Origin of the sequence: Streptomyces sp. NPDC002265 (genome assembly GCF_040296125.1) — a bacterium.
Classification (GTDB): domain Bacteria; phylum Actinomycetota; class Actinomycetes; order Streptomycetales; family Streptomycetaceae; genus Streptomyces.
The window spans coordinates 1-24,720 of record NZ_JBEOWS010000122.1; the positions used below are offsets into that span (position 1 = coordinate 1).

General features: G+C 71.2%; 14 protein-coding genes and 1 pseudogene. 13 read left to right on the plus strand and 2 right to left on the minus strand.

The genetic code is table 11. From position 1 onward, the window contains the following. The 4 genes from ABT085_RS21810 to ABT085_RS21825 form a co-directional block, all read left to right on the plus strand. The coding region (locus tag ABT085_RS21810; RefSeq protein ID WP_351610250.1) for an SDR family NAD(P)-dependent oxidoreductase at positions 1 to 7,422 on the plus strand (7,422 nt) is incomplete at its 5' end. Positions 7,423 to 7,580: 158 nt separating this feature from the next. After that, on the plus strand, positions 7,581 to 8,837 hold the full coding sequence (ccrA, locus tag ABT085_RS21815; protein WP_351610253.1) for a crotonyl-CoA carboxylase/reductase: 1,257 nt from the start codon (positions 7,581 to 7,583) through the stop codon (positions 8,835 to 8,837). Between the two features lie 45 nt (positions 8,838 to 8,882). Beyond that, a complete protein-coding gene (locus tag ABT085_RS21820) occupies positions 8,883 to 10,082 on the plus strand; it encodes a cytochrome P450 (RefSeq protein ID WP_351610256.1) in 1,200 nt (399 codons plus the stop codon). Between the two features lie 217 nt (positions 10,083 to 10,299). Then, positions 10,300 to 10,494: a ferredoxin gene (locus ABT085_RS21825; protein ID WP_351610259.1), complete on the plus strand. Its 195-nt coding sequence runs from the start codon at positions 10,300 to 10,302 to the stop codon at positions 10,492 to 10,494. Between the two features lie 64 nt (positions 10,495 to 10,558). On the opposite strand, the gene ABT085_RS21830 is transcribed toward ABT085_RS21825, so the two are convergent. Continuing rightward, positions 10,559 to 14,068, minus strand: a complete 3,510-nt coding sequence (locus ABT085_RS21830) for a BTAD domain-containing putative transcriptional regulator (protein WP_351610261.1) — start codon at positions 14,066 to 14,068, stop codon at positions 10,559 to 10,561. Positions 14,069 to 14,554: 486 nt separating this feature from the next. Between ABT085_RS21830 and ABT085_RS21835 the strand changes: the two genes are divergently transcribed. From ABT085_RS21835 to ABT085_RS21860, 6 genes are all read left to right on the plus strand, one after another. Then, positions 14,555 to 15,112, plus strand: a complete 558-nt coding sequence (locus ABT085_RS21835) for a LuxR C-terminal-related transcriptional regulator (RefSeq protein ID WP_502982773.1) — start codon at positions 14,555 to 14,557, stop codon at positions 15,110 to 15,112. Positions 15,113 to 15,528: 416 nt separating this feature from the next. Next, on the plus strand, positions 15,529 to 17,139 hold the full coding sequence (locus ABT085_RS21840; protein WP_351610289.1) for a GMC oxidoreductase: 1,611 nt from the start codon (positions 15,529 to 15,531) through the stop codon (positions 17,137 to 17,139). A 92-nt stretch (positions 17,140 to 17,231) separates the two neighbouring features. Then, positions 17,232 to 17,999, plus strand: a complete 768-nt coding sequence (locus tag ABT085_RS21845; RefSeq protein ID WP_351610269.1) for a thioesterase II family protein — start codon at positions 17,232 to 17,234, stop codon at positions 17,997 to 17,999. A gap of 39 nt (positions 18,000 to 18,038) precedes the next feature. Continuing rightward, a complete protein-coding gene (locus tag ABT085_RS21850; RefSeq protein ID WP_351610272.1) occupies positions 18,039 to 19,106 on the plus strand; it encodes a CoA transferase in 1,068 nt (355 codons plus the stop codon). A gap of 84 nt (positions 19,107 to 19,190) precedes the next feature. Continuing rightward, positions 19,191 to 20,081, plus strand: a complete 891-nt coding sequence (locus ABT085_RS21855; RefSeq protein WP_351610274.1) for a 3-hydroxyacyl-CoA dehydrogenase NAD-binding domain-containing protein — start codon at positions 19,191 to 19,193, stop codon at positions 20,079 to 20,081. 52 nt (positions 20,082 to 20,133) lie between these two features. After that, positions 20,134 to 21,060 carry a hypothetical protein gene (locus ABT085_RS21860; protein WP_351610277.1) on the plus strand — a complete coding sequence of 309 codons (927 nt, stop codon included), beginning with the start codon at positions 20,134 to 20,136 and terminating at the stop codon, positions 21,058 to 21,060. 21 nt (positions 21,061 to 21,081) lie between these two features. On the opposite strand, the pseudogene ABT085_RS21865 reads toward ABT085_RS21860, so the two are convergent. Beyond that, a pseudogene (locus tag ABT085_RS21865) lies at positions 21,082 to 21,249 on the minus strand (GNAT family N-acetyltransferase); the annotation flags it as partial. A gap of 89 nt (positions 21,250 to 21,338) precedes the next feature. On the opposite strand from ABT085_RS21865, the gene ABT085_RS21870 reads away from it, so the two are divergent. From ABT085_RS21870 to secY, 3 genes are all read left to right on the plus strand, one after another. Continuing rightward, a complete protein-coding gene (locus ABT085_RS21870) occupies positions 21,339 to 22,379 on the plus strand; it encodes a vWA domain-containing protein (RefSeq protein WP_351610280.1) in 1,041 nt (346 codons plus the stop codon). A gap of 222 nt (positions 22,380 to 22,601) precedes the next feature. Then, positions 22,602 to 23,084: a GNAT family N-acetyltransferase gene (locus ABT085_RS21875; RefSeq protein ID WP_351610283.1), complete on the plus strand. Its 483-nt coding sequence runs from the start codon at positions 22,602 to 22,604 to the stop codon at positions 23,082 to 23,084. A gap of 257 nt (positions 23,085 to 23,341) precedes the next feature. Beyond that, the gene (gene secY / locus ABT085_RS21880) at positions 23,342 to 24,652 is read left to right on the plus strand and encodes a preprotein translocase subunit SecY (RefSeq protein WP_351610286.1); all 1,311 of its coding nucleotides are present in this window, start codon (positions 23,342 to 23,344) and stop codon (positions 24,650 to 24,652) included. The last annotated feature ends 68 nt before the right edge of the window (positions 24,653 to 24,720 follow it).

Here is a 24,720-nt window from a genome sequence, read left to right on the forward strand (position 1 = left end):
GACATCGGCGCAGGGGGCGCGTTCAGCGACGTACTGCCGAAGCTGTCGTCATGGCGTCGCCAGCGCAAGGAGCAGTCCGCCGTCGACGACTGGCGCTACCGCGAGTCGTGGAAGCGCCTGGGCGAGTCCGCTCCGGCCGGCAGTGGCGGCACCTGGCTGTTCGCCGTGCCGGAGGAGGAGAACGAGCAGATCGCCGCGGTCCGCGCGGCGTTCACGGCGCGCGGCGCCACTCTGAAGACGCTGGTCGTCGGCGCGGCGGGCGACCGCGCCGCCCTGGCCGGGGAGCTGGCCGGGATCGGGCCGGTCGACGGCGTGCTGTCCCTGCTTCTCACCGGCGCCCCCGTGCTGCCCACCCTGCTGCTCGTCCAGGCTCTGGGCGACGCGGGCGTCGACGCCCCGCTGTGGTGCCTCACCTCGGGCGCGGTGGCCGTGAGCGGCTCCGACGCGTTACGCGACGTCCGGCACGCCCAGGTGTGGGGCCTGGGCCGCACCGTCGCCCTGGAGCTGCCCCGGCGCTGGGGCGGCCTGATCGACCTGCCGGAGGCCGTCGACGACCGGGCCGCGGCACGCCTGGCCGACGTACTGGGACAGGCGCTGACGGGCCGGTGGGAGGAGGACCAGCTCGCCGTCCGTGCCTCCGGCGTCTTCGCCCGGCGGCTCGTCCGCGCACCGGCACGGGCCGCCACCCGCCGCTGGCAGCCCCGCGGCACCGTCCTCGTCACCGGTGGTACGGGTGCGCTGGGCGGGCACGTCGCCCGCTGGCTGGCCCGCGGCGGCGCCGAACACCTCGTCCTCACCAGTCGCCGGGGCGCGGACGCCCCGGGCGCCGCCGCCCTGCGCGACGAGCTGGAAGCCCTCGGCGCCCGCGTCACGCTCGCCGCCTGCGACGTGGCCGACCACGACGCCGTGGCGGCCCTGCTCGCCGAGCACACCTTCACCGCCGTCGTGCACGCCGCCGGAGTCGCCGACGCCGGCGCGGTGGACGCCACCACCCCGGACGCCTTCGCCGCCGCGCTCGCGGCCAAGGCGGGCGGCGCGGCGCACCTGGACGAGCTGCTGGGCGATCAGGAACTCGACGCCTTCGTCCTCTTCTCCTCCGTCTCCGGCGTCTGGGGCAGCGGCGGCCAGGCCGCCTACGCCGCCGGCAACGCCTTCCTCGACGCTCTCGCCCGGCAGCGCCGCGACCGCGGCCTCACCGCGACCGCCGTCTCCTGGGGCCCCTGGGCCGACGGCGGCATGGTCGAGGACGGCGACGACGAGGAGCGGCTGCGCCGCCGCGGCCTGCGCGCGATGACCCCCGCGTCGGCGATCACCGCCCTGCAGCACGCGCTCGACCGACACGAGACCCTGCTGACCGTGGCCGACGTGGACTGGCCGCGCTTCATCGTGCCGTTCACGCTCGCCCGGCCCAGCCCGCTGCTCGGCGACCTGCCCGAGGTGCGGGCGACGCTCGCCGAGGACACCCCCGGGGCGGGCCACGGCTCCGGGGCGCTCGCCGAGAGCCTCGCCCGGCTGTCGCACGAGGACCGTGCACGCGCCCTCGTGGACCTCGTACGCACGCACGCCGCCGCCGTCCTCGGCCACCGCGGAGCGGGCGCCGTCGAGACCGACCGGCCCTTCCGGGACCTCGGCTTCGACTCCCTGACCGCGGTGGAACTCCGCAACCGGATCAACGAGGCCACCGGCCTGGCGCTGCCCACGACCCTGGTCTTCGACCACCCGACGGCCGCGGACCTGGCCGCCCACCTGCTCGCCGAACTCACCGGCGGCCAGGACGAGAAGGCCACGGACGCGGCGGCCGCCGCGGTGACGGCCGAGCCGATCGCCATCATCGGCATGGCCTGCCGCTACCCCGGCGGCGTGCGCTCGCCCGAGGACCTGTGGGAGCTGGTCGCCTCCGGCCGCGACGCGATCTCCCGCTTCCCCGACAACCGCGGCTGGGACGTCGAGCAGCTGTACCACCCGGACCCCGATCACCCCGGCACCACGTACACCACCCAGGGCGGATTCCTGCACGACGCGGACGAGTTCGACCCCGCGGTCTTCGGGATCAGCCCCCGCGAGGCCGTCGCCATGGACCCGCAGCAGCGCCTGTTGCTGGAGACCACCTGGGAGGTCTTCGAGCGCGCCGGGATCGCCCCCCACACGATGCGCTCCACCGCCACGGGCGTCTTCGTCGGCTCCGGCTACCAGGACTACACCGGCCGCCCCCTCAAGGTGCCCGACGGCGTCGAGGGCTACATCCCCAGCGGCAACGCGGCCAGCGTGATCTCCGGACGGCTCTCCTACTCCTTCGGACTGCAAGGTCCCTCGGTCACCGTCGACACGGCGTGCTCGTCCTCGCTGACCGCTCTCCACCTCGCCGTGCAGGCGCTGCGGGGCGGCGAATGCTCCATGGCACTGGCCGGCGGCGTGATGGTGATGGCCGGACCGTCCGCCTTCACGATGTCGAGCCGGCAGCGCGCGCTGTCCGCCGACGGCCGCTGCAAGGCGTTCTCCGCGTCCGCCGACGGCACCGGATTCGCCGAGGGCGTGGGCCTGGTCCTGGTGGAGCGGCTGTCCGACGCCGTGCGCAACGGGCACGAGGTCCTGGCCGTCGTACGGGGCAGCGCGGTCAACCAGGACGGCGCGTCCAACGGCCTGACCGCGCCCAACGGCAAGGCGCAGCAGCAGGTCATCCGGCAGGCGCTGGCCGACGCCCGGCTCGCCCCGGACGAGGTGGACGCCGTGGAGGCCCACGGCACCGGAACCCGGCTCGGCGACCCGATCGAGGCACAGGCGCTGCTCGCCACGTACGGCAAGGAGCGTTCCGAGGGCCGACCGCTGTGGCTGGGGTCGCTGAAGTCCAACATCGGCCACGCGCAGGCGGCCGCGGGCGTCGGCGGCGTCATCAAGATGGTGATGGCCCTCCGCAACGGCGTCCTGCCGCGGACGCTGCACATCGACGAGCCGACCCCGGACGTCGACTGGTCCGGCGGGAACGTGCGCCTGCTCACCGAGCAGACCGCCTGGCCCGACCGGGACAGGCCACGGCGTGCGGCCGTCTCCTCCTTCGGGATGAGCGGCACCAACGTGCACACCGTCATCGAGCAGGCACCGGAGACGGCGCCCACCGTGCAGGGCGTCCCGGCTCTGAAGGCCGCGCCGATCACCGAGGGCGAGCCTGCCCCGATGGCCGCGTCCGCCGCGGAGGGCGACCCGGCCCCGAAGACCCAGCCCACCGCCGGGGTCGAGCCGCCGACGCGTACCGCGCCCGCCGCCCAAGGCGTGCAGCCCCCCGCGGCCCGGGACACGACCGACGCCTCGCCCCCGGACGTGTACCCGTGGGCGCTGTCGGCGAAGACCGCCCGGTCCCTGCGCGAGCAGGCCCGCCGGCTGCTGCACCACCTCGACCGCGCCGAAGGGCTCTCCCTGCCCGACGTCGGCCGCGCCCTTCTCACCACGCGGACGCAGTTGGAGCAGCGAGCCGTGGTGGTCGGCCGGGACCGCCACGAGCTGCGGGCCGGGCTCGCGGCGCTCGCCGACGGCGCACCCGCGGACGCCGTGGTCCAGGGCACCGCCGCGGCCTCCGGCAAGGTCGCCTTCGTCTTTCCCGGCCACGGCTCGCAGTGGGCCGGGATGGCCCGCGAACTGCTGGACACCTCACCGGTCTTCGCCGAGCAGGCGAAGGCCTGCGCCGAGGCGTTCGCCCCGTATCTCGACTGGCCACTGCTCGACGTCCTGCGTGCCGAGCCCGACGCGCCGGACGTGGCCGAGGTGGAGGTCGCCCAGCCCGCGCTGTTCACGGTGATGGTGTCGCTGGCCGCCCTGTGGCGCTCCTACGGTGTGACGCCCGCCGCCGTCGTCGGCCACTCGCAGGGCGAGGTCGCCGCCGCGTACGTCGCGGGGGCGCTGACCCTGGACGACGCGGCCCGGATCGTGGCCCTGCGCAGCCGCTCGCTGACCAGGCTCATCGGCAAGGGCGCCATGCTCGCGGTCGCCATGCCCGCCGACCGGGTGCGCGCGAGGCTGGAGAAGTACGGGGACCGGCTGTCGGTCGCCGCCGTGAACGGGCCCGCCGCCCTGACCGTCTCCGGGGAGCCCGACGCGGTCGACGAACTCCTGGCGGAACTCGAAGCCGAGGGCGTGCGCGTGCGCAAGGTCCGCGGCGCCACCGGCGCCGGGCACTCCACCCAGGTCGAGAGCCTGCGCCCCGAACTGCTCGACCTGCTGGCCCCGGTCGCGCCGGGCCCGGCGGACATCCCCTTCTACTCCACGGTGACCGGCACCGTACTGGACACCGGCGCCCTGGACGCCGAGTACTGGTACCGCAACGCGCGGCACACGGTGGAGTTCGAGCGGACCGTACGGGCGCTGCTGGCCGACGGGCACGGGGTGTTCGTCGAGTGCAGCGCGCACCCGCTGCTGGCCGGCTCGGTGCAGGAGACCGCGGAGGAGGCCGGCGCCGACGCCGTGACCTGTGCCTCACTGCGCAGGGACCAGGGCGGCATGGACCGTTTCCTGCGCTCCGTGTCCGAACTGCACGTGAGCGGCGTACACGTCGACTTGACGGTCCCCTTCGCCGGGCGTCCGCCACGGCGCGTGGACCTGCCGACGTACGCGTTCCAGCGGCAGAGGTACTGGCTGGAGAACGCCGACCCGGCGCCCGCGGGCACCGATCCGGTCGAGGCCGGGTTCTGGGAGCTGGTGGAGAACACCGACCTGTCCGGGCTCGCCGACGAACTCGGCGCGGACGACGCCGGACTCGTCGGCCCGGCACTGCCGGTGCTGTCCGCCTGGCGTCGGCGCAGCCGCGAGAAGTCCACGGTGGACGGCTGGCGCTACCGCGTCACCTTCCGGCGGCTGACCGACGACCCGGCCCCCGGCCTGGACGGTCTGTGGCTCGCCGTCCTGCCCGCCGGGCTGGCGGACGAGCAGTGGGCGCCCTGCGTCGTCGGTGTGCTCGGCGCCCATGGCGCCAAGGTGCGCGTCGTCGAACTCCCCGTCGACTGCGACCGGTCGCAGGCCGCGAAGCGGCTCGCCGAGGAACTCGGCGGCGAACAGCCCGCCGGTGTCCTGTCGATGCTCGGCCTCGCCCCCGGCCGCCACCCGGCCCACCCGACGCTGTCCGCGAGCCTCGCCACGACCGTCACCCTGCTCCAGGCGCTGGGCGACGCGGACGTCCGGGCACCGCTGTGGTGTGCGACCCGCGGAGCCGTGTCCACCGGACCCGCCGACCCGCTGCGCGACGCCGACCAGGCACAGCTCTGGGGCCTGGGCGTCGTCGCCGCGCTGGAACTGCCCCGGCGCTGGGGCGGTCTCGTGGACCTGCCCGAGAAGCTGGACGAGCACGCGCTGCGCCGCCTGGCCGCGGTGCTGGCCCGGCACGACGAGGATCAGCTCGCCGTACGCGCCGACGGCGTGTACGGCCGGCGCATGGTGCGGGCACGGCCCGCCGACGCTCAGCCCGCGACACCGTGGCGGCCTCGCGGGACCGTCCTGGTCACCGGCGGAACCGGCGGCGTGGGCCGGCACCTGGCCCGTTGGCTGGCCGGCGCGGGCGCACAGCATCTGGTGCTCACCAGCAGGAGCGGCCCCGACGCACCCGGTGCGCGGGAGCTGCACGCGGAGCTGACCGCCCTGGGCGTCGAAGTCACCATTGCCGCCTGCGACATGGCCGACCGCGACGCGGTCGCGCGGCTGCTCACCGGCATCGAGTCCCGGCACCCGCTCACCGCGGTGCTGCACGCCGCCGGTACGGCACGGTCGTCCGTGCTGGCCGACGCCGGTCTCGACGAGTTCGCCGAGGCCGCGGCCGCCAAGGTCACCGGCGCCGTCCACCTGGACGAACTGCTCGACGGCCGTGAGCTGGACGCGTTCGTCCTCTTCGCCTCCGGGGCCGGCGTCTGGGGCAGCGGCGGGCAGGCCTCCTACGCCTGCGCCAACGCCTTCCTCGACGCCCTGGCACTGCGCAGGCGGGCCCGCGGCCTGACCGCCACCTCGGTCGCCTGGGGCGGCTGGGCGGGCGGCGGCATGGTCGACGACGCGGTGCAGGAGCGGGGCGAGCGGCGGGGCCTGGGCGTCATGGCCCCCGAGCTTGCGATCTCCGCCCTGCGCCAGGCCGTCGACCACGACGAGGCGGCCCTCGTCGTCGCCCCGGTCGACTGGGAGAAGTTCCTGCCCGCCTTCACCGTGGGACGGCCCAGCCCGCTGCTCGCCGAACTGCCCGACGTACAGCGGCTCCTGGAGACCGAACGGTCCGCCGGCGAGGAGACCGGCGCCGGAGCGGAGCTGGCGGCCGAGCTCGCCGGACTCGCCCCGGCCGAGCAGGAGGAGCGGCTGCTGGAGCACGTCCGCTCCCAGAGCGCCGTGGTCCTCGGTCACGCGTCGGCCGAGGACGTGCTGCCCAGCGCGCACTTCCTGGAGCTCGGCTTCGACTCGCTCACCGCGATCGACCTGCGCCGGCGCCTGTCGGCGGCGACCGGTGTGCGCCTGCCCGCCGGACTGGCCTTCGACCATCCCACGCCCGCCAGGCTCGCCAAGCACCTGGTGACGCGGCTCCGGGACGCCCGCCACGGCACGGAGGAGGAGCGGCCCGCCGACATGCTGGTCCAGCTCTACCGGCACGCGAGCGAGAACGGGACGGCCGGCGAGGCCATGGGGATGCTGATGGAGGCGGCCCGCTTCCGGCCCTCGTTCGCGCGGCCCGAGGAGCTGACCCGGCGGCCCGCGCCGGTGCGCCTGTCGCAGGGCGACCGTCCCTACGCGCTGCTGTGCTTCTCCCCGTACGTCGTACCGGCCGGGGCGCACCAGTACGCGCGGTTCGCCGCCCCCTTCCGCGACCGGCTGGACGTGTGGGCGCTGGTCAACCCGGGCTACGAGCAGGGCGAGCCGGTCCCGTCCGATCCGGACGCCGTGTTCCGCCTGCACGCGCAGACCGTACGGGAGTGCGCCGCCGGAAAGCCGGTCGTCCTGCTCGGCTACTCCTCGGGCGGCTGGATCGCCCACGGAGTGGCGGCGCACCTGGAGGCCATGGGCGAGCAGCCGGCGGCCGTGGTCATGGTCGACAGCTTCAGCCGGCAGGTCCCCTTCGACCACCAGGTGCTGGGCGCGATGGCCCAGGCGCAGTCGCAGCGCCTGGACTTCATGAGGTCCGGCGGCGAACAGCTCACCGCGATGGGCCGCTACATGAGCCTGTTCGACGACTGGGCCGCGCCGTGGATCGCCGCGCCGACCCTGCTCGTACGGGCGAGCGAGCCCGTGCCGGCCGGGGACGGTGACGGCGCCGGGCGCGCGGCACCGCCCGAGCACGTGGACACGACCGTCGAAGTGACTGGAAACCACTACTCGATGCTGGAGGACCACGCGGGCACCACCGCGGCGGCGGTGGATTCCTGGCTCGCGGACGTCGTCACCGACGCGTCCGGCCCCGCCGCACCTTGAACACGCAACGACCGCATGACCGGCCCTGCCGCACCTTGAGGACGCAACGACCGCATGACCGGCCCTGCCGCGCCTTGAGGACGCAACGACCGCATGACCGGCCCGCGACCACCCGCGGGCGGCTCCGACCCGGACCGAGCAGATGTGGGGGAGAAACCATGACGAAGGCTCTCTACGAGATAGGCGAGACCCCGCCCCTGGGTGAGGTCCCGCGGCAGATGTACGCCTCGGTGATCCGCCAGAACCGCTTCGGCGAGCCGAAGCAGGCTTTCCGCACCGAGGTCGTCGACACCCCGGCCGTGGGCCGGGGCCAGGTGCTGGTCTATGTGATGGCCGCCGGTATCAACTACAACAATGTGTGGTCCTCGCTGGGCGCGCCGGTCGATGTCATCGGGATGCGGCAGCGTCAGGGCCAGCCCGAGGACTTCCACATCGGAGGCTCGGAGGCCTCCGGTGTGGTGTGGGCGGTCGGTGAAGGCGTCCGCAGTGTCGAGGTGGGCGACCATGTGCTGCTCACCAGCGGCCAGTGGGACGAGGCCGCCGCGGACATCCGGTTGGGCACTGACCCGTTGGTCTCGGAGAGCATCAAGGCCTGGGGGTACGAGACCAACTACGGCTCCTTCGCGCAGTTCTGCCGCGTCGACGAGTACCAGTGCCACCCCAAGCCCGCCCATCTGTCGTGGGAGGAGTCGGCGGCCTTTCTGCTCACCGGGCCCACCGCCTACCGGCAGTTGTTCGGCTGGCAGGGCAACACGGTCCGCCCCGGCGACCCCGTGCTGATCTGGGGCGGTGCGGGCGGTCTGGGCTCGATGGCCATCCAGCTCGTCAGGCTGGCCGGCGGCATCCCGATCGCCGTGGTCTCCAGCGAGGACCGCTCCGCGTACTGCCGCGGCCTCGGGGCGGCGGGCACCATCAACCGCCGCGACTTCGACCACTGGGGCCGGCTGCCCGACGTCGGGGACGTCGAGGCGTCGGCGCGGTTCCTGCGCGGCGCCCGCGGGGTCGGCAAGAAGGTCTGGGAGATCCTCGGCGAGCGCAGGTCCCCGCGGATCGTGCTGGAGCACAGCGGCCAGGACACCCTGCCGACCTCGATGTACCTGTGCGACAACGCCGGCATGGTGGTGATCTGCGGCGGCACCTCCGGCTACAACGGAGACGTCGACCTGCGCCACCTGTGGATGCGCTCCAAGCGCCTCCAGGGCTCGCACTACGCCGACACCCGCCAGTGCCGCGAGGTCATCAACCTCGTCGGCGCCGGAATGCTCGACCCCTGTCTGTCCGTCTGCGACGGATTCCAGGACATCGGGCGCATGCACCAGATGATGCACGACAACGCGCACCCCTCCGGGAACATGGCCGTCCTCGTGAACGCGCCCCGGCGCGGCGAGATCGCGCTCGAACTCGCCGCCGCCTGACCGTCCCGTCGTACGAACCCCCCATTCACAAGCGCAAGGAGAGTCATGCCCGAGCCCACCGCCGACGCGCCCGCCGTCCCCAAGGCCCGCAGCTGCCCGTTCCTGCCGCCGGACGGCCTCGACGGCATCCGGACGGCCGCCCCGGTGGCCCGGGCCACCTTCACCAGCGGCCACGAGGCGTGGCTGGTGACCGGTTACGAGGAGGTGCGTGCCCTGCTGCGCGACCCCTCGTTCAGCGTTCAGGTGCCCCACGCCCTGCACACCCAGGACGGCGTCGTCACCGAGAAGCCCGGCCGCGGCAGCCTGCTGTGGCAGGACGAGCCGGAGCACACGTCGGACCGGAAGCTGCTCGTCAAGGAGTTCACCGTCCGGCGCATGCAGGCGCTCCGGCCGAACATCCAGCGCATCGTCGACGAGCACCTCGACGCCATCGAGGCGCAGGGCGGCCCGGTCGACCTGGTGAAGGCCTTCGCCAACCCGGTGCCGTCCATGGTGATCTCCGACCTGTTCGGTGTCCCGGCCGAGCGGCGGGCGGAGTTCCAGGACATCGCCGAGGCGATGATGCGGGTCGACCAGGACGCCGCTGCCACCGAGGCCGCCGGCATGCGCCTGGGCGGGCTGCTCTACCAGCTCGTCCAGGAGCGCCGGGCCGACCCCGGGGAGGACCTGATCTCGGCGCTGATCACCACCGAGGACCCCGAGGGCGTCGTCGACGACATGTTCCTCATGAACGCGGCCGGCACCCTGCTGATAGCGGCCCACGACACCACCGCCTGCATGATCGGCCTCGGTGCGGCGCTGTTGCTGGACCGCCCCGACCAGCTGGCGCTGCTGCGCGAGGACCCGTCGCTGATCGGCAACGCGGTCGAGGAACTGCTGCGTTACCTGACCATCGGCCAGTTCGGCGGCGAGCGCGTCGCCACCCGGGACGTGGAGCTCGGCGGCGTGCGCATCGCAGAGGGCGAGCAGGTCGTCGCACACGTCCTCGCTGCCGACTTCGACCCCGCCTTCGTGGAGGAGCCGGAGCGGTTCGACATCACCCGCCGCCCCGCCCCGCATCTGGCCTTCGGCTTCGGCGCGCACCAGTGCATCGGGCAGCAACTCGCCCGGATCGAGCTGCAGATCGTCTTCGAGACCCTGTTCCGCCGTTTCCCGACCCTGCGCCTGGCCAAGCCGGTCGAGGAGCTCCGCTTCCGCAGCGACATGGTCTTCTACGGCGTGCACGAGCTGCCCGTCACCTGGTGACCTGAAGCCGCCCGCCGCAGGGCACGGACCGACGCAACGGCGGCCCTGTCCCCGGGCGGCCGGCACGCAGTCCCGTTCACCGAGGCCGCCGTCACCGAACACGGCGGCGGCGGCCTCGCCGACGGACCGGAACCCGTGTCCCACAGCCCATCAGGTACCGGTGAAGCACCGCACTGCCGATGGTTCGAGAATCCGATGTACGAGAGGCAGCCACCCCATGCGCATCACCATCGACCGCGACCGGTGCATCGGCTCCGGCCAGTGCGTCATGACCGCACCCGGCGTCTTCACCCAGGACGACGACGCGCTGGTCGCCCTGGTCCCGGGACACGAGGACGGGGCGGGGGACCCGCGTGTGCACGACGTCCCCCCGGCCTGTCCGGTACAGGCGGTCGCGATCCACGAGGACTGAGCGGCATCGCATCCCGGGGACAGGGACCTCGGGGGGCCGCCTGACGAGGCGGAGCGTGGATCCCTCACACCCGTCGCCCGGAGGCGCGCCCGCCCCGTCCTGGGCCTCGTCCCGGAAGCACGTCCTCGGCACCTTGGCTCAGCAGTTCGTGGAGCAGCGGGGTCGCGGGCAGCGCCGGGTGAAGATACACACGCTCGCGGCGTTGTTCGACGGCGGCCAGCAGCTTCCGGAAGGTGGTCCGCGCATCCTCGGTCCGCCCGCTGTGATGCTGTGCCTGGCCCAGCAGACCCAGGTGGAGCGGGTGGCGCAAGTACGTCCTGGACTGGCCCAGTTCAGCCAGAGAGGTGTGCATGAGGGCGAGGCCGCCGTCGTGATGTCCGGTGTGTGCCAGGCCCCACCCTTGGACGACGCCCAGCATCGCCTTCCAGTAGAGCAGTCCGTGTTCGCCCGCGACGCGGATGCCCTCGGCGCTCGAGGCGAGCGCGGTGCGGGTGTCACCCTCCCAGGCGGCCACGACCCCGTCCACGTACAGGGCGAAGGAGCGGTCGGACGGCCTGCTTTCGTACCGGGTGAGGCTCAACAGCTCACGTCTGCGCGTGCCGGCGGTCTGCCGGTGACCGAGGAGCCAGTGGGTGAAGGTGTCGTAGGAGCGGCAGGAGACGCGGGGGTCGTGCTGGAAGGTTCGCGCCAGAGTGTGATCGTCCTTGGCGAAACGATCCGCTATCTCGACGCCGCGCTCCAGTTCGGCGAGGGCCCGCGGGAGGGTTCCGCGCACATGCAGCACGATGCCTTCGCCGTACGCCGCACCGAGCGCCGCCACGGGCTCCCAGGTCTGGCGCGAGATGTCCCGCAGCAGGCCGGAGAACTGACGCGAGGCGTCGTAGCGGCCGGTGACCAGGTGTGCCGTGCACAGGGCCCAGAGCACCGACGGGTCCTCGGCGGCATGAGCGGCCGTGCTGAGGGCGCGGCCGCGCGTCAGTGCCGTCTCGGCCTCGGGGTGGCCGTAGCCGCGTGTGGTGGCGAGCACCTGGCCGAGCTGGATGTGCAGGTCCTGTTCCAGCCTCCTGGTGGCGGGATCGTCCGGCGGCAGGAAGCCGACCAGCTGCACGGCGCGACGCAGCCAGATCTCCAACTGCTCGTACGCCATGGACTGTTCGGCGTGTTCCGCGGCGAGCAGCAGCCGCGGCAGCACCTCGGCGGCGGGCAGCGCACTCTTGGCGTGCCAGCTGTGATGCGCCACCCGCTCGATCTCCTCGTCGCCCACCTGCCCGCGTCTGCGCGCGCACAGCGCGTCGGCGACCCTGGCGTGCAGACGGTGGCGGTCCTCGCGGGGCAGCTCGTCGACGAGCGTCTCCTGGACCAGGGCGTGGGCGAAGTGCAGCCGCCCCGGATGGTGCGGGTCCTCCCCGAGCAGGCCGGCCCGGATGGCCGACTCGAGGCCCGCGGCGACCGGTTCGTCCTCGGTCGCGGTCCGGTGCAGGAGGTCGGTGTCCACCTCGGCGCCGATGACGGCGCACAGGTGCAGCACCCGCAGGACCGGCTCGGGCAGCGCGGCGAACCGCTGGTGCAGCGCCTCGCGTACTCCGGTGGGAATGTGGGCCAGGAGCGTGTCGACCGCGTCCGGGCGACGGAGCCCCCGCGCATCGTCCACGAGGGAGAGGAGCTGGATCACCGAGTACGGGTTGCCTTCGCTGCGCCGGTGCAACACCTCGACGACCTTCGGGTCCACACCAGGGCCCGCGTGTGCCTCGACGAGGGCCCCGACGGCCTGCAGGGAGAGCCCGCCGAGCCGCAGTGTCTCGGTCCTGGGGCCGCGCAGCACCTCGGAGACCATCCGGCGCAGGGTCGCGTCCGACTGGGCCTCGAACGCCCGCGCCGTGAGCACGATGCTGATGGGATGGCCCTGGCAGCGGGTGCTCAGCAGCCTGAGCAGGTCGAGGGAGGCGGTGTCCGCCCATTGCAGATCCTCGAGGAGCAGTACGAGCGGCTGCTGCGCGGCGAGGGTGAGCAGTACCTCGCAGACCGCGTCATGGGCGAGGAAGCGGGCCTGGGACCAGTCGGTGGCCCATCCCGGCCCCCCGGTCCGGGCCGGCGACCGCTCGGGCATCAGCGGGGCGAGCAGGGCGCCGAACGGTTCGGTCGCCTCGCGGAAGGCATCCGGCCGGGTCGCGGACAGCCGCCGCAGGATCTGCGTCCACAGCCAGTAGGCGGGCACGCCCTCGCCGGGGAAGCAGTGGCTCCAGAGCACTTCGAGCCTGGAGCCCTTCTCGTGCGGGTCCATGCTCTCCAGACGTGCCGCGAGTTCGAGCAGCAGACGGGTCTTTCCGACTCCTGGGGGGCCGAGGACACCGGCCACATGGCCGTGGCCCACGACGGCGCTCGCGGCGGCGGTCGTCAGTCGGTCGAGTTCCTGGCCACGGCCGGTGAACGGCGAGGGGGCAGGAGCCCACTCCGACTCGAACTCCGGGGACTCCCCGGCTTCCCGGGCGGCGGCCGGCTCGTGTTCCGGTCCGGGTACGGGCCGCGGCCGGGACGACCCGGACCGCGCATCGGCGGCGTCCGCCCGCGAGCCCGGTGGCCCATCGGTTCGCTCGCTCGGTTGCGCGTCGGTGCCTGCGATCCCCTCGCGTTCGACGGCCGTGCCGGACCCGTCCGGCCCGCCGGGTGTCACCGCCGTGCCGTATTCCCGGACCGTGACGGCCGTTCCGCCGGTCCGGGGGCCCCGGAAGTCCTTCAGGTCCTCGGAGTTCCGTACTCCGACGTCGCCGGTCTCGTCCATCACCGGCGGGGCGTACGACGTGGATTCGGGCGGTGGGGGGAACAGTTGCTTGGAGGGGGCGCTCGCTCCCGGTTCCTGGCGCAGGATCGCGCCTCTGACCCGGCGCAGTTCGGCCGCGGTGTCCACGCCGAACTCCTCGACCAGATGACTGCGTGTCCGCTCGTACACCTCGAGCGCCTCGGCCTGCCGCCCGAGCCGGGACAGTGCCGTCATGAGGTGGCCGACCAGCCGCTCCCGGGTGGGATGACGGCGCGCCTCCCCGTCCAGATCGGCGGCCACCTCCTCGGCCGCGCCGAGAACCAGGCGTGCCTCGGCGCGGGACTCGACGGCGGTGAGCCGGATCTGTTCGAGTCGGGCGCACTCGTCGCTGAGCGGCGGATGGCCGTCGAACTCCGCGTACGGCGAGCCGCGCCACAGTCCCAGGGCCTCGGTGAGCCGTGCCTGCGCGGCACCCGGATCGCGCTGCTCCAGCAGCCGCCGTCCGTCGGTGACCAGACGCTCGAAGCGGCAGGCGTCGACCTGTTCGGGATCGAGATCGAGGACGTAGCCCGGTGTCCGATGGCGCAGCACCGAAATTTGGCCTGTTCCCGTCTTTGCGCGCAGGGACCGTCGCAGATGGGAGACGTGGCTCTGGAGTGCGGCGACGGCGTGCCGGGGTGCTTGGTCGCTCCACAGTTCCTCGATGAGCAGTTCGGTGGGCACCACGCGGCCGAGGCGGATGAGCAGCAGGGCGAGCAGGGTGCGCCGGCGTGGCGGGCCGAGCGGCAGGTCATGCCCGTCGTGTCGCGCCGACATGGGCCCCAGAACGCTCAGGAGGAGCTCGGCCTGGCCGGCCGTCCGGGGTGACATGTCTGCGGGCGGAAGTAAAGGCATGAACGGTCCCCATCGCGCTTGCGGATATGACTGACGCACGGTTCGAGCTGGCTGGTCTTACACCATCTTCTGTGGATCCTGACATGGCGAACGACGCCCTCCAAGCCGGAGAAGGTTCCATCGGCAAGAAAGCGCCAGGTGTCCGGCAAGGATTTCGACAAGGGGCCGGAAAACGACGGCGGGTGGCGGCAAGGTGCCGTCAGCGGCTCGACCAGAACTCCGCAAGGGTCGTGGCGCACGATGTTGAGTCACCGCTGGTCCCAGGGCCGATGACGCCCCTGCTGACAGCCGTCACGGCCGTTCGCCAGCGTCCGGGTTTATTTCGCTCAAGTTTCCTGATGGGGGCCTCTCTTGCTGAGTCAAGCACCTGCAACTCCGGGCCTGTGCATGGCGAGCCTCGATAAAACCTTGACCATCCAGCAGGCGAACCAGGAGTTCTTCAGACAGTTCAACGGGTCGTCCGAGGACATCTGCGGTCGCAATTTCCGTGACGTCGTGCACCCGAGCGTGCAGAAGCCGTTGATACGTCAATTATTGAAATTGCTGGAAGGGAAACACCAGAGATTCGTCACACCCGTCATCGCCGTGGGGCCCGGCGCGCAGTCCGCCTTCACCGTTCCTCTCACCGCGGTCGCGGTGCGCGGCGTCCTGCCGGACACGACCGCGATCCTGGTGATGATGCCCACGGCAGGGGACGCCGAGCAGACGCCTGTGGTGACCAGGGACAAGAAGATCCTCTCCGCGATGGACGCGCGGATCCTCGAAGGGATCGCCGCCGGCGTCTCCACCGTCCCCCTGGCGGCAAGGCTCTACCTCAGCCGGCAGGGCGTCGAGTACCACGTGACCTGCCTGCTGCGGAAGTTGAAGGTGCCCAACCGTGCCGCGCTGGTCTCCCGTGCCTACTCACTGGGCGTGCTCAAGGTCGGCACCTGGCCGCCCCAGGTCGTGGACGACTTCGTGAAGTGAGCGGGTGCCCGGCACAGAGCTCGCGCCGGGCGCCCGCACGCCCGGTTGACGAGCACCTCGTCGGCGCTTACCACAGGTTACGGCTCGCCGTACGGCCCGAACCGGCCGCGTTCCGCCCTCTGTCGCCCGGCCCGGCGGACGCCTGAAGGCGTGCGTGAGTGCGGTCCGCGATCGGGAGAAGGCCGTACCGTATCGCCCTCTTCCGGGCGCGAGCGACCGAACCTCCAGGCTCGGCCTTCGCAGGATCAGCTCAACTGATCCTTTTTTCCTGGCACTTGCCCGGTTTCCGCGCGGTTTGCCGCACCCAGGCCGGTCCGGTCGGCCTTCCGATTCCTCCTTCCTTTCTTTTTTCTTCCCTCTTTCCGAAGCTCAGGAGACACAGCGTGATTGCACACCAGCCCCTGTCGCGCCGCCGCATGCTGGGCCTGGCGGCCTTGGGGGCCGCCGCGCTCGCGGGGCAGACCACCATCACCGCCGCCCCCCGGGCGGCCGCTGCCACCGCAGCCGGTGCTTCCGGCGGCACGTTCGTCCCCGCCGTCGTGGTCGGCACCGGTTACGGTGCGGCCGTCACGGCCCTGCGGCTCGGCGAGGCTGGGGTCCCCACCCTGATGCTGGAGATGGGGCAGTTGTGGAACCAGCCCGGTCCGGACGGCGAGGTGTTCTCCGGAATGCTCAAGCCCGACAAGCGTTCCAGCTGGTTCAAGACCCGTACCGAGGCCCCGCTCGGCTCCTTCCTGTGGCTCGACCTGGCCAACCGGGACATCGAGCCCTACGCAGGTGTACTGGACCGGGTCAACTTCGACCAGATGTCCGTGTACGTGGGACGCGGTGTCGGCGGCGGCTCGCTCGTCAACGGCGGCATGGCGGTCACACCCCGGCGCTCGTACTTCGAGGAGGTGCTGCCCCAGGTCGACGCCGACGAGATGTACAGCAAGTACTTCCCCCGCGCGAACTCCACGCTCCGGGTCAACACCATCGACAAGAGCTGGTTCGAGCAGACCGACTGGTACGGGTTCGCGCGTGTCTCGCGCGGGCAGGCCTCGAACGCCGGTCTGAGCACCACCTTCGTGCCCAACGTCTACGACTGGGACTACATGCGCCGTGAGGCGGACGGCGCGGTGCCCAGGTCCGCGCTGGCCGGCGAGGTCATCTACGGCAACAACCACGGCAAGGCCTCACTCGACAAGAGCTACCTGGCGGCCGCCCTGGGCACCGGCAACGTCACCATCGAGACCTTGCACCAGGTCAGGACAATCCGCCGGCAGAACGACGGCACGTATCTGCTGACCGTCGAACAGAGGGACACCGGCGGCAAGTTGCTCGCGACCAAGGAGGTCGCCTGCCGCCACCTCTTCCTCGGCGCCGGAAGCCTCGGCTCGACCGAACTGCTGCTGCGCGCCCGGGACACCGGCACCCTCCCCGACCTCAGCCCCGAGGTCGGCGCGGGCTGGGGCCCCAACGGCAACATCATGACCGCCCGCGCCAACCACATATGGAACCCCACGGGCACCAAGCAGTCGTCGATCCCCGCCCTCGGCATCGACGACTGGGACAACCCGAACGCCCCCGTCTTCGCCGAGATCGCCCCCCTGCCGGCGGGTGTCGAGACCTGGGTCAGCCTCTACCTGGCCATCACCAAGAACCCGGAGCGCGGCGCCTTCGTCTACGACGCCGCCAAGGACCGGGCGGACCTGCGGTGGACCCGAGACCAGAACGCGCCCGCGGTCGCAGCCGCGAAGTCGCTGTTCGACCGCATCAACCAGGCCAACGCCACCATCTACCGGTACGACCTCTTCGGCAAGCAGATCAAGGCCTTCGCCGACGACTTCTGCTACCACCCGCTCGGCGGCTGCGTCCTCGGCAAGGCCACCGACAACTACGGCCGCGTCGCCGGCTACAAGAACCTCTACGTGACCGACGGCTCGCTCATCCCCGGCAGCATCGGCGTCAACCCGTTCGTGACCATCACGGCGCTGGCGGAGCGCAACGTCGAGCGCATCATCAAGGAGGACGTCGCGGCTTCCTGACCAGGGGCGGGGCGGCGCCCGGCCGCCCCGACCCTTCCGGTGAACGCCCAGCTACGGTGGGCGGTCGAACCCTAACCGAAAGGAACGACGTCGTGAACTCCCCGCTCGCCGAGGACAACCGCCTCTGGATCCGCAGGTTCCACCCCCGCCCCGACAGCCGCGTCCGGCTGGTCTGCCTGCCCCACGCGGGCGGTTCCGCCAGCTTCTACTTCCCCATGTCCCGGTCCATGCCCGACAGCGTCGAGGTGCTGTGCGTGCAGTACCCCGGACGCCAGGACCGCCGCAGCGAACCGCTCCTGGACTCCGTACCGGCGCTCGCCGACAAGATCTACGACGTCCTGCGGCCCTGGACCGACCGGCCCATCGCCCTGTTCGGCCACAGCATGGGCGCCTCCCTCGCCTACGAGATCACCCGACGTCTGGAACAGGAGCAGGGCGTCGTGCCGGCCGCCCTCGTCGCCTCCGGCCGCCGTGCCCCGTCCGCGCACCGCGACGAGACCGTCCACCTGCGCGACGACGACGGTCTCGTCGCCGAGATGCGCGGCCTCAGCGGCACCAACCCCCAACTGCTGGGCGACGAGGAAGTCCTGCGCATGATCCTCCCGGCCATCCGGGCGGACTACCGCGCGGCCGAGACCTACGTCTGGGAACCCGGGCCGCCCCTGCGCTGCCCCGTGACCTGCCTCGTCGGCGACGACGACCCGAAGGTCACCGTGGAGGAGGCCGCCGCCTGGTCCGGGCACACCGACGGCCCCTTCACGTTGAAGGTCTTCCCCGGCGGCCACTTCTTCCTGGCCCAGCACCAGAAGGAAATCGTCCGCCTCATGACCGCCCAGCTGGAGGTGTCCGCCCGGGCATGAGGGGACCGGCCGGCCTGATCTGGTACCGCTCCGGGGTGAATGATCTATCCGGGACTCCGCAGTAAGGCACTCGCCTTTTTGGGCTGCCCGGACACCGCCGACGCCCTGAATGCGGCCGTTGCCGGATGGGACGCGGACGAGCTCCAAAAGGCGGCGGCGGACGCGGACATCGTCCTGGCAAAGGTACGGTCCCTGGAGGAATTCCTCACCCAACCGCAGTACGCCGATGTGCCGGCCGACCTCCCGCTGATCGACATCGAGAAGATCGGGGGCAGCGCGCCTGTGCCCCTCGCGGACAGCGCGCGACAGCCGCTCGACGGCATCCGGGCGCTCGGCATGGGCCACGTCATCGCCGGCTCGGCGATGGGGCGCGACCTGGCCCCCTTCGGCGCGGACGTGCTGAACGTCTGGCGTCCCGACGACGTCGAGATGGAGCCGTTCTACTGGGACACGCAGGTCGGCATGCGGTCGGCCTACCTCGGCGACTCCGACCCGGACCGCGAGCGTCTCGACCGGCTGCTCGCGGACGCCGACGTGTTCTTCTCCAACCGGCACCCCGGCTACCTCGCGCAGCAGGGGCTGACGGCCCAGGACCTGTCCGCGGAGCACCCCGGACTGATCCACGCCGAGGTGACCATGCACGGCCCCTCGGGGCCCTGGATGCACCGCCCCGGGTTCGATGAGATCGGTGCCTGCGTCTCGGGGATCTTCGCCCTCGAAGGCACCCTCGAAGACCCCAGGCAGCCGCCGATCCTTCCCATCGTCGACAACGTGGTCGGGTGGCTGGGGACGGTCGGCATCCTGGCGGCGCTCAGGCGCCGGGCGAATGAAGGCGGCTCCTACCACGTCGGGGTCTCGCTGACGAAGACCTGTCTGTGGCTGACGTCGCTCGGTGTCTTCGACCGGGACTACGCACGGGCCACCGTCGACTCCACGCCGCAGCACACTCTCGTGGACCCCGACCTGTTCACCGCGAAGACCCCGCTCGGCTTCTACCAGGGCATGACCGATCAGCTGGAGTTCTCCTCCCTGCGGCAGGGGGACTTCACGACGCTGCTCAGCCCGATGGGCTCCGACGAGCCGGTCTGGCTCACCACGACGCGGTGACCCTGCTCGGCTTCCCGTCCACTCGCCCGACGGCAAGCCGCACGTCCTTCCTCGTCCGCCTCGTCTCGGCGGGAGTGTTTCGTCATGGCGGTAGTGACACTCGTAGGTGCGGGAGTGATCGGGCTCTCCTGGGCCCGCCTGTTCGGCGCGGCCGGCTGGGAGGTGCGGATCAGCGACCCCCGGCCGGACCTGGCGGACGTGGTGGACCGACAACTCGCCGGTGTGCCGGTCACACTCGCGGCCGACCTGGCCTCCGCGGCCGAGGGCACGGACTTCGTGCAGGAATCGGGGCCGGAGCGGATCGAGATCAAGGAGCAGATGTTCGCCACGCTCGCCGCGCACACGCGTGACGACGTGGTGCTGGCCTCGTCGTCGTCCTCGTTGCTGCCGTCCGCCATCGCGGAGGGAAACCCGGCGGCCGACCGGATCGTGATCGGGCACCCGTTCAACCCGCCGCAGCTGATGCCCCTGGTCGAGGTGGTGCCGGGGCCCGCCACCTCGGCCTGCACGGCGGAGCGGGCGGTAGAGGTCTATCGCGAGTTGGACAAGCTGCCGGGCCGGTTGAAGAAGGAGATTCCGGGGTTCGTCGGCAACCGGCTGCAGAAGGTCTTCGACGAGCAGGCCGCCTACCTGGTGCAGCAGGGCGTCATCGACGTGGCGGACCTCGACGACCTGGTCCGGGCCTCGCTCGGCCTGCGCTGGGCGACCGTCGGCCCCTTCCAGAGCGGCGCCCTCGGCGGCGGTCCGGCGGGCTTTCGCCACCTGGTGGAGCATGTCGGCTCGCAGATGACCTTCGAGATCGGTCACCCGGACCCCGCCCGGATCGGCGAGGTGCTCGACGCGGTCGAAGAGGCCTACGGCACCGGCCGGTCGGCCTACGAGAAGCTGGCCGCCCTGCGGGACGGGCGTACCCGCCCCGTTCTCGAACCGCTGGGCTGGCCACAACCGCCGTCTGACGGCGAACAGGAGAAGTGACCGGGCCTGGAGCGGGCCAGGCGGCGGGTGACGACGGGAAGGAGCGATCACCGTGTGGCAGGAACTGCTGGCCCTGGAGGTCGAATCGGGCAGCGTGCTGCGCGTGCGCATCCCGGACGGGCGGGTGTCCACCCTCCTGCCGGATACGGGTCCCGCACCGGACGGCATCGTGGTGGAGCACGGAGTCGTCTACTGGACCACGATGGGCGCGCCCGAGGTCGATCCGGCTGTTCCGGGGGAAGCCGGCCTGGACTTCTCCGCACGCAACGGCAGTGTGCAGGCCGTCGGCCTGGACGGCGGATCGCGGCGTGACCTGGTCCCGCCAGGGGCGATGACCACCGGCAAGCAGTTGACCTCAGACGGCGGGGGCAGGCTCTACTGGGGCGATCGCGAGGGCAATCGGGTCAGTACCGTCCGCGTGGACGGCACCGGTCTGACCGACCTGGTCGTGAACCCGGCCGACGAGGGGATCATGGGCGAGTGCGTCGGCGTGGCGGTGGACCCCGGACGCGGCCACCTGTACTGGACGCAGAAGGGTCCGGCCAAGGGCGGTATGGGCCGCATCCTGCGGGTCGGCCTGGAGATCCCCGCGGGCCGGACCGCCGCAAACCGTTCCGACATCGAGGTGTTGTGGGCGGGCCTGCCCGAGCCGATCGACCTGGAGGTCGACGGCGACTGGCTGTACTGGACCGATCGCGGCACACCGCCGACCGGGAACACGCTCGACCGGGCGCCTCTTCCGCCGGACGCAGAGCAGGGCACGGCCCCCGAGATCCTTGCCGACGGGTTCCAGGAGGCGATCGGCCTCGCTGTCGACGGCGAGGCGGGCATCGCCTACGTCTCCGACCTCGGCGGCCATCTGCGTGCGGTGCCGCTGCCCGGCGGACCGGCCGCCGGACAACGACCCCGTGAGATCGCCTCGGTGGGGCCGTTGACCGGCCTGGCCGGGATCAGCGCCCGACCGGAAGCACCTGCCTGAGATCACGCGGCGCGAAAACCCGGACGCGAGAACGGCTCGGACGGCTTCTGTGGCGTAGCCCCGCCCCCAGGGCGTGCGAGCGAAGGTCCAGCCAGACCTGCATCGCGCGGACGCCCGAGGGTGCGGCGGATGACGACCGGGTGGGTGCTGACGCCGGCAGCGATCTGATTGGACGTCACGATGCCCCATCGTGAGCGTTCCGCGCCCGGGAGCCAAGATCGATTGTCAGTGGTGGGTGGGAGAGTGGAGGCATCAAGTCGGAACGAGGGGGAGCTGTCATGGCCGGAACTCAGAACTACATCAATCACGTCGCTCTTGTGCTGGATGCCAGCTCGTCCATGTCGCACCTGAGCCACAAGATCATCGAAGTCGCCGACCAGCAGATCGCCTATCTTGCCCGCCGGTCGAGGGAGCTGGACCAGGAGACCCGTGTCACGGTGTACGTCTTCGCCGACAACGTGGAGTGCGTCATCTACGACAAGGACGTGCTGCGGATGCCGTCGCTGAAGCAGTTGTACCGAGTCGGTGGCATGACGGCCCTGCTGGCAGCCGCGCTGAAGTCACAGCAGGAGCTGGCACAGACGGCCCAACTCTACGGTGACCACAGCTTCCTGACGTTCGTCCTCACGGACGGGCAGGAGAACGCGAGCCATCGCTGCCCGGACGCCCCTGTCAGGGATCCGCGTGCACTGGTGAAGGCCGTGGCCGAGATGATCGCGAAGCAGGAGGACAACTGGACGCTGGCCGTTCTCGTGCCGGACCAGATGGGCAAGCGCGAGGCCATGCAGTGCGGCTTCCCGAAGGACAACATCGCCGTCTGGGACGCCACGAGCACCCAGGGTCTGGAGGAGGCCGGGCAGGTCATCCAGGAGGCGACCGAGAAGTTCATGGTGGGCCGCTCCCAGGGCATCCGGGGATCGCGGGCGGTGTTCTCCATGGGTGCGGAAGCGGTCAACAAGGACACCATCGAGGCGGCCGGCCTCGCTGCGGTGGATCCGTCGGGGTACCGGCTGATCCCGGTGACACGTGACGTGGCGATACGGGACTGGGTCGTCGAGTGCGGGCACACCTACCGCACCGGTGGCGCGTTCTACCAGCTGAGCAAGTCCGAGAAGATCCAGGCACGGAAGCAGATCGCGGTGCTGGAGAAGAAGACGGACCGGGTGTTCTCGGGGCCCGAGGCCCGAGCGCTGCTCGGCCTGCCGGACGTGGAAGTGCGCGTCAAGCCCGACCACAACGACGACTTCACGATCTTCGTGCAGAGCACCAGCGTGAACCGGAAGCTCGTGCCGAACACGCGACTGATGCTGATGCTCTGACACCTTCAAAGCCCCGCCGGGTCCGCCCGTGTGCGGCGCGAGCAGTATGTGGGGCCGTGGCGGCCGGAGCCCGTGTTCGCGGAAGACGGCACGCCCGGCCCGCCGGAGTCGGCGGAGCGGCGTGATGCCGTGCCGACAGCGCCGCTTACGCTGCTGGAGCGCCTTACGCCGATCGAGTACCCCGCCGAATGGAGGCGCCTGCCGGTGCGTAATACTCGCATCATGAGGTCGATCGTTACGCGCAGGATGGGGCCGACCACGATACGGAGAGCCGTCGGGCGGGACGCCAAGCGTCTCACGCGGCTCATACGTGCCTCACGCGCCTACGAAGGGCGGTACGCGGCCATGGTTGCCGACTACCGGGTCGGCCCCGCCTATATCGAGGCCCACCGCGTATTCGTGGCCGTGGCCGCCGACGAGCACGAGAGCCGTGTCCTGGGGTTCTACTCGCTCGTTCTGGCCCCGCCGGAGCTCGACCTGCTGTTCGTCGCCGACGAGGCCCAGGGACGTGGCATCGGGCGGCTGCTCGTCTCGCACATGAAGTCCGAAGCCCGGGCCGCCGGGCTCGACCGTGTCCGGGTGGTGTCGCATCCTCCTGCCGAGGGCTTCTACCGCGGCGTGGGCGCAGTGCGCACCGGGACCGCGTTGGCGGACCCACCCGTCGTGGCATGGGACCGTCCCGAGTTCGAGTTCCTCATTCCGTAGAGGCCGGTGTACCGGACCGGCCTCGTCCGAGGGCGACTGCCGCGGAACGCTCCGGTTGCTGGACCGGCGAACCGGCTCGAAGATGGTGTCTGTCACCGGTCATTCATTGATATCGCCTGGTCAGAGCACGCGCGCCGCGCGTGTTGGTCGATATTCGCCCATGTCTGTGGTGCCGTGAATGATCTGCGTCGAAGTCTCAAGGTCTGATCGACGAACTGCCGCCTTTGCGTATTGGCGCTTGGGTGAAGGAGGAACGCTTGTTCAGCGCGTTCGCCAAGGTGTTCAAGACCCCCGACCTGCGTAAGAAGCTCTTCTTTACGCTCGGCATCATCGTGCTGTACCGGATCGGGACGCATGTCCCCATTCCCGGGGTGGACTACAGAAGTGTCCAGGCCTGCGTGGATGCGGCGACCTCCGGCAACAACGGCCTGCTGGGCCTGGTCAATGCCTTCAGCGGCGGGGCCCTGCTGCAGATCACCGTGTTCGCACTGGGCATCCTGCCCTACATCACGGCGAGCATCATTCTCCAACTGCTGACCGTGGTCATTCCGAGGCTGGAGTCCTTGAAGAAGGAGGGCGCGGCCGGGCAGGGGAAAATCACTCAGTACACCCGCTATCTCACGGTCGCACTGGCGGTCCTGCAAGGCACCGGCCTGGTCACCACGGCTCGTACCGGTGCGCTCTTCCCCAACTGTCCGACGGCGGCCAGCGTCGTGCCGGACACCTCGATCTTCGTCACGGTGACGATGGTGCTCTCGATCACCACGGGGACGGCCTGCGTGATGTGGTTCGGAGAGCTGATCACCGAACGGGGCATCGGCAACGGAATGTCGATCCTCATCTTCATCTCCATCGCCTCCACACTCCCGGCTGCGCTGTGGGCGGTGAAGCAGCAAGGCACGATCGCCGGCGGGTGGCTCGTCTTCGGCATCATCATTCTCGTCGGAATCGCCATGGTCGGCCTGGTCGTATTTGTGGAACAGGCCCAGCGTCGCGTTCCGGTCCAATACGCGAAACGGATGGTCGGGCGCAAGTTGTACGGCGGAACGGCAACCTATATTCCGCTGAAGGTCAACCAGGCCGGTGTGGTGCCCGTCATCTTCGCCTCGTCCCTCCTCTATATCCCTGCGCTGATCGCACAGTTCTCGCACTCGAAGGCCGGCTGGGCGACCTGGATCCAGAACAATCTGGTCAAGGGCGATCATCCATTCTATGTGCTCATCTACTTCCTGCTGATCGTGTTCTTCTCCTTCTTCTATGTGTCGATCACATTCAACCCGGAGGAAGTCGCGGGGAACATCAGACAGGCCGGCGGATTCATCCCGGGTATCCGTGCGGGCAGTCCCACGGCCCAGTACCTGAGCTACGTCCTCAACAGGCTGACCTGGCCGGGGTCGCTCTATCTGGGCTTGATCGCGCTGGTGCCCACCGTGGCGTTCGCCAGCTTCGGCGGCGCCAACCAACTCACCGGAACGAGCATCCTGATCATCGTGAGTGTCGGTCTGGAGACGGTCAAACAGATCAACAGCCAGATCGAGCAGCACAACTACGAGGGCTTCCTGCGATGAGCAGGCCGGGCGGGGCAGAGGCTGCGCCCCGCCCGGCCGGTCCGGTAGAGGCTTGGCTCCGGTCACGC